This is a genomic window from Proteus sp. G4415 (genome assembly GCF_963896075.1).
Classification (GTDB): domain Bacteria; phylum Pseudomonadota; class Gammaproteobacteria; order Enterobacterales; family Enterobacteriaceae; genus Proteus; species Proteus mirabilis.
Map to the genome: position 1 here is coordinate 38269 of NZ_CAWQOK010000149.1, position 9492 is coordinate 47760.

11 protein-coding genes are annotated in these 9492 nt (G+C 41.3%); 10 read left to right on the plus strand and 1 reads right to left on the minus strand.

The annotated features are described in order from the left end of the window. The first annotated feature begins 27 nt into the window (after positions 1-27). From kbaZ to AACU95_RS16595, 10 genes are all read left to right on the plus strand, one after another. Positions 28-1308, plus strand: coding sequence for a tagatose-bisphosphate aldolase subunit KbaZ (gene kbaZ, locus AACU95_RS16550; protein ID WP_004248615.1), 1281 nt, complete (start codon positions 28-30; stop codon positions 1306-1308). A 12-nt stretch (positions 1309-1320) separates the two neighbouring features. Next, positions 1321-2511, plus strand: coding sequence for an SIS domain-containing protein (locus AACU95_RS16555; RefSeq protein WP_004244212.1), 1191 nt, complete (start codon positions 1321-1323; stop codon positions 2509-2511). Between the two features lie 24 nt (positions 2512-2535). Continuing rightward, positions 2536-3030 carry a PTS N-acetylgalactosamine transporter subunit IIB gene (gene agaV / locus AACU95_RS16560; RefSeq protein WP_004244211.1) on the plus strand — a complete coding sequence of 165 codons (495 nt, stop codon included), beginning with the start codon at positions 2536-2538 and terminating at the stop codon, positions 3028-3030. A 49-nt stretch (positions 3031-3079) separates the two neighbouring features. Next, positions 3080-3847 (plus strand): PTS N-acetylgalactosamine transporter subunit IIC, encoded by a 768-nt coding sequence (agaW, locus tag AACU95_RS16565; RefSeq protein WP_004244210.1) that lies wholly within the window; start codon positions 3080-3082, stop codon positions 3845-3847. Further along, positions 3837-4727, plus strand: coding sequence for a PTS system mannose/fructose/sorbose family transporter subunit IID (locus AACU95_RS16570; RefSeq protein ID WP_004244207.1), 891 nt, complete (start codon positions 3837-3839; stop codon positions 4725-4727). Before agaW ends, AACU95_RS16570 begins: the two co-directional genes overlap by 11 nt. A 99-nt stretch (positions 4728-4826) precedes the next feature. Then, positions 4827-5261, plus strand: a complete 435-nt coding sequence (agaF, locus tag AACU95_RS16575) for a PTS galactosamine/N-acetylgalactosamine transporter subunit IIA (protein ID WP_004244205.1) — start codon at positions 4827-4829, stop codon at positions 5259-5261. Further along, positions 5258-6427 carry an N-acetylglucosamine-6-phosphate deacetylase gene (gene nagA / locus AACU95_RS16580; protein WP_004248614.1) on the plus strand — a complete coding sequence of 390 codons (1170 nt, stop codon included), beginning with the start codon at positions 5258-5260 and terminating at the stop codon, positions 6425-6427. The genes agaF and nagA overlap by 4 nt, the downstream gene beginning before the upstream one ends. A 42-nt stretch (positions 6428-6469) precedes the next feature. Then, positions 6470-7300 carry a 5-dehydro-4-deoxy-D-glucuronate isomerase gene (kduI, locus tag AACU95_RS16585; RefSeq protein WP_004244203.1) on the plus strand — a complete coding sequence of 277 codons (831 nt, stop codon included), beginning with the start codon at positions 6470-6472 and terminating at the stop codon, positions 7298-7300. Positions 7301-7380: 80 nt separating this feature from the next. Then, complete coding sequence (gene kduD / locus AACU95_RS16590; RefSeq protein ID WP_004248613.1) at positions 7381-8136, plus strand: 2-dehydro-3-deoxy-D-gluconate 5-dehydrogenase KduD; 756 nt, start codon at positions 7381-7383, stop codon at positions 8134-8136. Between the two features lie 17 nt (positions 8137-8153). Further along, a complete protein-coding gene (locus tag AACU95_RS16595; RefSeq protein ID WP_004244200.1) occupies positions 8154-9224 on the plus strand; it encodes a glycoside hydrolase family 88/105 protein in 1071 nt (356 codons plus the stop codon). Here AACU95_RS16595 and AACU95_RS16600 read toward each other — a convergent pair. Next, the coding region (locus AACU95_RS16600; protein ID WP_237612015.1) for a hypothetical protein at positions 9221-9492 on the minus strand (272 nt) is incomplete at its 5' end. The genes AACU95_RS16595 and AACU95_RS16600 overlap by 4 nt on opposite strands.

Genomic DNA, 9492 nt, shown 5'->3' on the forward strand with positions numbered 1-9492 from the left:
GGTGTTGATTATGGAGTTAGTATTTACATGCATCCTTTAGAAAAGATTGTTCAGCAACATAAATCAGGCAAACAGAATGGTATTTATTCTGTTTGTTCTGCCCACCCTTTAGTAATAGAAGCTGCTTTATTACAAGCGCTGGACGATGATTCCTTTCTGCTGATTGAAGCCACCTCTAATCAGGTTGATCAGTTTGGTGGTTATACAGGTATGACTCCCGCTGATTTCTACCAATATGTTATTGAGAAAGCGGAAAATGTCGGTTTTCCTGTCGAAAAGCTTATCCTTGGTGGTGACCATTTAGGGCCTAATCGCTGGCAGCATCTTAATGCTGAAGAAGCGATGGCAAATGCGGATGTACTTATTGCACATTATGTTGCCGCGGGATTTAAAAAAATCCATCTTGATTGCAGTATGTCTTGTGCAGATGATCCTATTCCTTTAACAGATGAAATCGTGGCATCGCGTGCAGCTCGTCTTGCTGTTATTGCAGAAAATACCGCCAAAAAGACATTTGGTTTTAGTGATATTGTTTATGTTGTTGGCACAGAAGTCCCCGTTCCTGGTGGTGCTGCTGAAGAGCTTGATACCGTTGAGGTGACTTCACCTGATGCTGCCCGTAAAACATTAGCGTGCCATCGCCAAGCATTTTATGACGCTGGTGTGGGAGAGTGTTGGACTCGTGTTATAGGTTTAGTTGTACAGCCTGGGGTTGAATTTGATCATACCGGTATTATTGATTATCAATCTGAAAAAGCACAAGCGTTAAGCCAAGTAGTAAATGACTATTCTCATCTGGTTTTTGAAGCTCACTCTACAGATTATCAAACCAATCAAGCTTATCAGCAACTCGTCCATGATCACTTTGCTATTTTAAAAGTTGGGCCGGCGCTAACATTTGCTATGCGTGAAGGTTTATATGCTCTTTGCGCCATTGAAGAAACATTATTTCCTCTTGAAAAGTGCTCTCGATTACGTGAAAAAATGGAACAATTGATGTGCCGTGAGCCTAATTTTTGGCAAAAATATTATCACGGTGATGAACGTCAACTCGCCTTTGCTCGTGTTTATAGTTTTAGTGATCGTATTCGTTATTATTGGCCTGATGCCGAGATTAATACTGCTATTGACACATTAATGGATAATTTATCTGTTAAGCCTATTCCACTTCCCTTACTTAGCCAATATTTGCCTTATCAATTTACCCAGTTTAGAGAGGGGAAAATTGCGGGTACGCCTGAGTCATTTGTTATTGCGAAAATTCGTGATGTGTTGTCGGTTTATGCCGATGCGTGCAATGTCCATTAATTGAGGGAAACCATGGAATATTTAAGCTATCAAACCGCTGAACTTGAGCAGTTAAACGCATTTTGGACAGCGAAAGAAATTGACCAGCAACCAGAGTGCTGGAAAAAAACATGGCTATCAATTCGAGAAAAACGTGCTGATATTGAGTCTTTTTTAGAAAAAGCATTGGAGGCATCAAATAGCAGAATAATTCTTACGGGAGCTGGAACATCCGCGTTTGCCGGTAGAGCGTTAGCACCTATTTTGACGGGAGCTATAAAACGTCGTGTTGATGCTATTGCCACAACGGATTTAGTCGCTGATCCTCAAGAATATTTAGCCGAAGATATCCCTACATTACTGATTTCTTTTGCTCGTTCAGGGAATAGCCCCGAAAGTGTGGCTGCGTTAGATATTGCAAAGAAGTGCTTATCGCAATGTTACCACTTAGTTTTAACCTGTAACCCTCAGGGCCAGCTTTATCAATATTGCCAAAATAGTCATAAGGCATTGGCGTTATTAATGCCGGAAGAGTCAAACGATCGCTCATTAGCAATGACATCAAGTTTTTCTTCAATGATGATGGCGGCGGTCACTATCTTTTTAGGCGATAGTGTATTTACTGATGCTATTGCGCCGTTTTTTAGTGATTACAAAGCGCAATTTGACAAAGCAAATAAAATTATCCGCCATCAATACGCAGGAAAATTCAAACGCGTTATTTATCTTGGTAGCGGAGGATTACAAGGGCTAGCACAAGAAGCCGCATTAAAAATGTTAGAGCTGACGGCGGGTAAAGTCGTAGCCAATTTTGATACCCCATTAGGCTTTCGACACGGGCCTAAATCCATCGTAAATAAAGAAACCCTTGTGGTGATGTTCTTCTCTAATGATCCTTATACACGTCAATACGAGACAGATTTATTACGAGAGGTTATTCACGATAATGCATCAGGCAAGGTGATCGCGATCACCGCACGAAATGATAAAACTTTTTCACCAGAGAGTTTTGTTTATATTCCAGCGTTAGAGAACTGTTCAGATGTGGCGCTATTGTTCCCTTATTTGATGTTGGCGCAATCATTTGCATTTCACAGTTCTATTGCACTAGGGAATACGCCTGATAATCCATCTCCAACCGGAGAAATCAATCGAGTTGTACAAGGCGTCACAATTTATCCGTTCTCACTTAAAACAGAAGACACACAGTCTGCTTTAAATTAATAAAATATAATAAGAGAGCTAGTTATGAACACACCTAATATTGTCTGGACCCGCATTGATGAACGTTTACTTCATGGACAAATCCGCATTACATGGGGTAAACATACGGAAGCAAACCTAATTTTAGTCGCTAATGATGATGCTGCTGAAGGTCCCAATGCTGCATTTATGCAGGCGGGAATGAAAGCATCTGCTGGCGGCGAATATGCGGTTCGCTTTTTCTCTATTCAAAAAACTATTGATGTTATTAGCAAAGCATCTCCTCGTCAGAAAATTTTTGTTCTGTGTAATAACCCAACTGATGTAGCCCGTTTAGTTGAAGGTGGCGTGCCTATTACTCATTGTAATGTTGGCAATATGCATTTTCATGAAGGTAAACGTCAAATTGCGAAAACAGTCTCTATCGATGAAAAAGATCTTAGTGCTTTTAAGCGTCTTATCGAAAAAGGGGTTACTTGCACAGTCCAAAACACACCAGATCAAACTCCTGTTGATGTACTAACACTCGCATCAGCCTGATTATTTCCTGATCAAGAAAACCTGCTATAGGCAGGTTTGAGGATAATTTATGATTTTTGAAGCTTCTTTAGTGGCTTTATGGGCCTTCTTTTGCGGTATCGATAAGTACGACGTGGCATTAAATATCCATCGACCATTAATTACAGGGCCCGTTGTCGGTCTGATTATGGGAGATATGCAAGTAGGATTAATTGCAGGTGCTACCTTAGAACTTGCATGGTTAGGGCTTGTACCTAATGCCGGAGCTCAGCCACCAGATGTGACATTAGGCACCATTGCAGCAGTTGCTTTTGCGGTAATGACAAAACAATCACCGGAAGTTGCAATGGGAATAGGTATGCCTATTGCTGTTTTAATGCAGATGTTGGTGATTGGTTTCTTTGCTATGACTGCATTTACCATGGGTAAAGCGGATCGATATGCAGAAAAGGCTGACGGTGCGGGGATCTCTCGCTTGCTGATTATTACACTTATTGTCCGTTCACTCCTTTATGCTTTAGTCGCTTTTGTTACTGTTTATTTTGGTGAACATGCTGCTCAATGGATTGATGAGAACACGCCAAAAGTCTTATTAGAAGGATTAGGTATTGGGGCGAAAATGGTACCCGCAATTGGTTTTGCAATGCTTCTAAAAATTATGTGGTCAAAAGAAGTGGCCGGTGTGTTCTTTATTGGTTTCGTGATGACAACCTATCTCAAACTCCCAATTATGGCCGTCGCTATTTTAGGCGCATCAGCCGCCGCACTCTACTTCTTCTTTAGTGGTAACAATAAAAATTCAAGTCAGCAGAATGAGGATTTCGAAGATGGTATCTGATAACAGCACCGCATTGAAAACGCAGGATAAACCAGAAACAGGTTCTTTGATTGATGGCATTGATGAGTATCAAGATACTGCTGTCAGAAAAGTTATTACTAAAGGCATACTTTGGAAGTGTGCATTCCGTGGCTTATTTATGGAAGGTAACTTCAACTTTGAACGTATGCAAGGTGGTGGATTTGCTTTCTCAATTATTCCAGCATTGAAGAAAATTCACGGCAATAATAAACGCGATTATGCAACATCGTTGAAAAACCATCTGCAATTTTTTAATGCCAGTCCAAAGCTGTTTACCTTTTTATTAGGAACGGCGGTGGCAATGGAAGAGAACAAAGAAAAGCCATCGACTGTTAATGTGATGAAAGTGGCAGGAATGGGGCCGACTGGGGGTATTGGCGATGCTATCGACCATATGACCTTAATGCCTTTGACCTTAGCATTAGGTGCTTCTATTGCAATGGAAGGCTCGATTGCAGGACCTTTCGTTTTCTTCTTCTTGTATCAAATTGTGCATTTTTTAGTGTATTTCGGACTGATGTTTATGGGCTATCGCGCAGGTACTGCGGCAATGGTCAATATGAGCGATGCCACTGAAAAATTAGCGAAAGCGGCAAATATTATGGGGATCTTTGTTATTGGTGCGCTCTCGGCGACCTTTATCAAAGTGCAAACCACCGCCTCGCTGGAACTTGGCGGAAAAGTCGTTGAATTACAAACAGCCCTCTTCGACAAAATTATGCCGAATTTACTGCCACTGTGCTTAGTTTTCTTAATGTACAAAATGGTGAAAAGTACCGGTTTTTGGGGTAAGCCCCCGGTATTGATTTTTTCAACCCTAGCATTTGGCGTTATTGGGCATGTATTAGGATTCTTATAAAAAAGAGATGCCCTAATTGTCGACACTGTTAATCGAAATACATTATTAACTTGCTACAAACGGGTAGTAGAACTATCTGCTACTCGCAAGGAGTTACTCATGATAGGTCTTATTGTCTCAGGACATCTTAATTTTGCTACAGGTATGGCATCCGCTGTAAAGGCGATTGCTGGTGAGCAAGAAAATATCGCGTTTATTGATTTTATTGAGTCAATTTCTCCGGATGAGCTTGAACAAAAAATGCGTGAAGCGATTAACGCTATGTCATGCCAGCAATATCTCTTCTTAACAGATTTACCTGGTGGTACCCCCTGTAATCGCGCAATGGCAATCATGATGCAAAATCCCTCTGTTGAGGTGTTAGCTGGGGTTAATTTACCCATGATTGTTAATGCGGCATTTGAACGGGAAGGGTGTTCAACGACGGAATTGGTGCAAACGCTACGCGAAATTGGTCAAGACAGCATTCAAGATATTCGAGAGCAATTGGCACAAATAGATAGTCATGATGTTGAAGAAGAAGACGGCTTATGAATCAGCGATATGCCATTTTAGCAGATAGAACCTTTACACCTGAAGGTATCCGTTATCTCTGCTATGTCCATGTTAATGGTGAAAATATTGAATCAATCACCACACAAGCACCAACAGATTGCCCAGTTATTCGCTTAAAAGGAAAATCATTATTACCCGGTTTTGTGGATATCCATATTCATGGTCGTGAAGGGGCTGATGTGATGGATGCAACGCAACAAGGACTACAAACTATAGCCGATGCGCTGGTTAAAACAGGGGTTGTGGCTTGGGTTGCAACGACTGTCACAGCACCGATGGAGGATATCCGTCATGCGCTATTACAAGTCCGTGAGTTTGTATCAAAACCTCAAGCAACAGGTGCGTTGTTACTCGGTAGCTTTTTAGAAGGCCCTTATTTTACAGAACGCCATCGTGGTTCACATCCTGTGAAATATCTCAAAGCGCCGACCATCTGTGAATTAGAAACATTACTCGACAGTGCTGGGGGATCGCTATTGCGTGTTGCTGTTGCACCTGAAGCTGAAGGTGCGATGAATGCGATTGATTGGTTGGTCAGCCGAGGAATTAAACCAAGTGTGGCACATACAGCAGCAACTTATGAACAAGCTTCACGAGCTTTTTCACACGGTGCTGATTGTGGTGTGCATCTGTATAACGGCATGACCGGGCTTCATCACCGTGAGCCGGGATGTTGTGGTGCAGTGTTATATCACAGCGTATTAGCTGAACTTATTGCTGATGGTATCCATGTTCACCCTGTAATGATGCAACTGGCATATCGCATGAAAGGGTATCAACAGATTGCCCTAATTACAGATTGTATGCGGGCGGGAGGTTTAGCTGATGGTGATTACACATTAGGTGCTCAAACGGTCACCGTCACCAATGGACAGGCAAAAACTGCCGATGGGTCGCTAGCTGGCAGCACTTGCAGTCTTGATAGTGCATTAAGAAACATGGTGCAACTTGCACATATTCCTGAGTGGGAAGCGGTTCAAATGGCATCGGCGATCCCCGCTGAGTATCTCGGCATAGGGGATAAATTGGGTTATATCAAAGCAGGTCAACAAGCCAGCTTTGCCGTGGTGGATGAGTGTTTTCATCTTACCGATACATTCATCAGAGGAAATCATATTTACTCTGTATCCGGGGATAATGCATAACCTTTTCGTTATGCTCCCATCAGTAAAAATGAGGTATTTATAATGGAAATTCGTCAGCCAATTCATAGTGAACATGCTAAAAGGCTTGATACAGAAGGACTTCGTAAAGAGTTCCTGATTGAGAACCTATTCTGTGAAGGGGAAATGAATCTCACTTATAGCCATATAGATCGGATTATTGTTGGGGGAGTTGTCCCAACAACTCAACCTTTAGCATTAATGGCGGGTAAAGCACTTGGTGTTGATTTCTTCTTAGAAAGACGTGAATTAGGTGCTATTAATATTGGTGGTGCGGGTAAAGTTATTATAGACGGTGAGGTATTTGAAATTGGCCCTCGTGAAGCCATTTATATTGGTATGGGAGCCAAATCTGTTGAATTCACCAGTGATTCTGTAGAGACACCGGCGCGTTTTTATATTAACTGTGCACCAGCACATCACACCTATCCTACTCGCAAAATTACTCAACAGCAGGCCTCACCTGAAAAGTTAGGTAATGCAGAAAATTGTAACGTTCGTACGATTTATAAGTTTTTACATCCTTCAGTGTTACCAACATGTCAATTATCCATGGGGATGACAGTGCTTGAGCCGGGTAGCTTGTGGAACACAATGCCATGTCATACTCATGAACGTCGTATGGAAGTATATCTTTATTTCGATATGAAAGATGACAATGTGGTTTTCCATTATATGGGAGAGCCAACTGAAACTCGTCATTTAGTGGTACGCAACGAACAAGCTGTCATTAGTCCTAGTTGGTCAATTCATTCTGGCGTAGGAAGCGCATCTTATACCTTTATTTGGGGAATGGTGGGTGAAAACCAGGTGTTCCACGATATGGATCATGTTGCTATGAAAGATCTGAAATAACAGATAATTAATTACATTTTATTCTTTATTCCTACAAAAAAAGTGTGGCAATTATTGCCACACTTCTAGAGGTTTTAATCATGAATTTATTTGATTTAACAGGCAAAGTTGCCATTGTTACTGGGTGTAATACAGGCTTAGGGCAAGGAATGGCAATAGGTTTAGCACAAGCCGGTGCGGATATTGTTGGTGTGGGTATTCAAGATGCTCCTGAAACGCGTCAAAAAGTCGAAGCGTTAGGCCGTCGTTTTCATTACATCACGCAAAATTTAATCCAACAAGATGGATTAGATGCTTTAGTGGATGAGGCTGTTAAGGTGATGGGACGTATTGATATTTTAGTGAATAATGCCGGTATTATTCGCCGTGAAGATCTTTTGCAATTTAGTGAAAAAGATTGGGATGATGTGATTAATATTAACCAAAAGACACTGTTTTTCTTATCGCAAAAAGTGGCTCGCCAGTTTGTCAAACAAGGCGAAGGTGGCAAGATAATCAACATCGCGTCAATGCTTTCTTATCAAGGCGGTATCCGAGTTCCTTCTTATACGGCAAGTAAATCCGCGGTAATGGGATTAACACGAGCATTAGCGACGGAATTATCACAATATAATATTAATGTAAATGCAATTGCTCCTGGCTATATGGCAACCGATAACACCGCTGCACTTCGTGCTGATGAAGCGCGTAATGCTGCTATTTTAGAGCGTATTCCTGCGGGGCGTTGGGGAACACCTGAAGATGTCGCAGGTCCTGCCATATTTTTAGCCTCTAAAGCTAGTGATTATATCAATGGATATACCATTGCGGTTGATGGTGGTTGGTTAGCTCGATAATCTTATGGAGAACTAGGATGGAACACGCTAATACAGAGGCTTTACAAAGAGATCTCGTGTTACAAAATATGAAACGGGTTTATCGTTATCAATCGGCTCATCAAGTTCGTAGTGTTCGTCGCCGTAGTGGTAAAACTCGTTTTATTAAAGATACAGATTGGGAACGCGGTGTTTTATGGACCTGTGTAAGTGCGGCATGGCAAGCGACACAAGATAAAGAGTACCTTAATGGTGTGTTAAATTACACCTTACATACTGGATTTAGAACAGGTCCTAATGCACGTTTTGCGGATGATCATGTTTGCGCTCAAGCTTATTTGGCGATAAGTCCTTTGTTTGAACAATCTGAAATTCTTGAACCGACGATTAAAGCGTTTGATATCATGCTAAATGATCCAAAACCAGGGCGTGAAGACTGGTGGTGGTGCGATGCACTTTTTATGGCACCTCCTGGTTTTGCTGCTTTGGCTGAAATTATTAGCGAACGACGTTATTTGGATTATATGCATACCGCTTATTGGGATGCTATTGAACATTTACGTGATGCTGAAACTGGACTTATTTTCCGCGATCACCGCTATATTCCTGATGGTCAGGGAAATGAAATGCGTGAAGCTAATGGTGAAAAAGTATTTTGGAGTCGCGGTATTGGTTGGGTTTTAGCTTCTATTCCTCGCATTCTTCAATATATGCCTGATGATTATCATGAGCGCGATCGTTATATAACACTGTTTAAACAATTAGCGCGTTCTATCCTAGATTACCAACATGAAGATGGTTTTTGGCGCACCAGTTTATTAGATCCTGATAATTTCCCTGCACCTGAAAGTTCAGCTACCGCGCTTTTTTGTTATGGACTTGCATGGGGAATAAATCAGGGTGAATTAAATAAAGAAGAATATTTTCCCGCATTACATAGAGCGTGGTCAGCATTACAATCCTGTATTCATGATAATGGCATGATTGGTTGGGTACAACTTCCGGCATTTAATCCGCGAGAGGTAAAGTTTGAGCATAATATGGATTATGGCGCTGGAGCATACTTATTAGCGGGTAGTGAAGTATTAAAAATGACGTTAAATAATTAGCTCTTTATATTAATAATTGGTAATTTAATACCTATTCCTTTTAATTTGTTTCTAACTAATATATTGGCTAAAATAAAAGTCGACTTTTTCATTTCCTCTTGCGTTCCGATAAAAATGGAGGCAGAATCAAACTGTGTGTTTTTGAGTCCGCCTCGGTTAATATACAGTATATTTTCCGGGGCTTTTCTCTTTCTGGTATTGGCACAATGCTTGAACCAGATTGATCCAAGCACCCGGCGCAGAGCATAACAAATTATTAAAATGAGAC

Bases quoted from the DNA above. Each gene is read 5' to 3' on its own strand.
- kbaZ (WP_004248615.1), top strand. From the start codon at position 28: ATGCATCCTTTAGAAAAGATTGTTCAGCAACATAAATCAGGCAAACAG.
- AACU95_RS16555 (WP_004244212.1), top strand. From the start codon at position 1,321: ATGGAATATTTAAGCTATCAAACCGCTGAACTTGAGCAGTTAAACGCA.
- agaV (WP_004244211.1), top strand. From the start codon at position 2,536: ATGAACACACCTAATATTGTCTGGACCCGCATTGATGAACGTTTACTT.
- agaW (WP_004244210.1), top strand. From the start codon at position 3,080: ATGATTTTTGAAGCTTCTTTAGTGGCTTTATGGGCCTTCTTTTGCGGT.
- AACU95_RS16570 (WP_004244207.1), top strand. From the start codon at position 3,837: ATGGTATCTGATAACAGCACCGCATTGAAAACGCAGGATAAACCAGAA.
- agaF (WP_004244205.1), top strand. From the start codon at position 4,827: ATGATAGGTCTTATTGTCTCAGGACATCTTAATTTTGCTACAGGTATG.
- nagA (WP_004248614.1), top strand. From the start codon at position 5,258: ATGAATCAGCGATATGCCATTTTAGCAGATAGAACCTTTACACCTGAA.
- kduI (WP_004244203.1), top strand. From the start codon at position 6,470: ATGGAAATTCGTCAGCCAATTCATAGTGAACATGCTAAAAGGCTTGAT.
- kduD (WP_004248613.1), top strand. From the start codon at position 7,381: ATGAATTTATTTGATTTAACAGGCAAAGTTGCCATTGTTACTGGGTGT.
- AACU95_RS16595 (WP_004244200.1), top strand. From the start codon at position 8,154: ATGGAACACGCTAATACAGAGGCTTTACAAAGAGATCTCGTGTTACAA.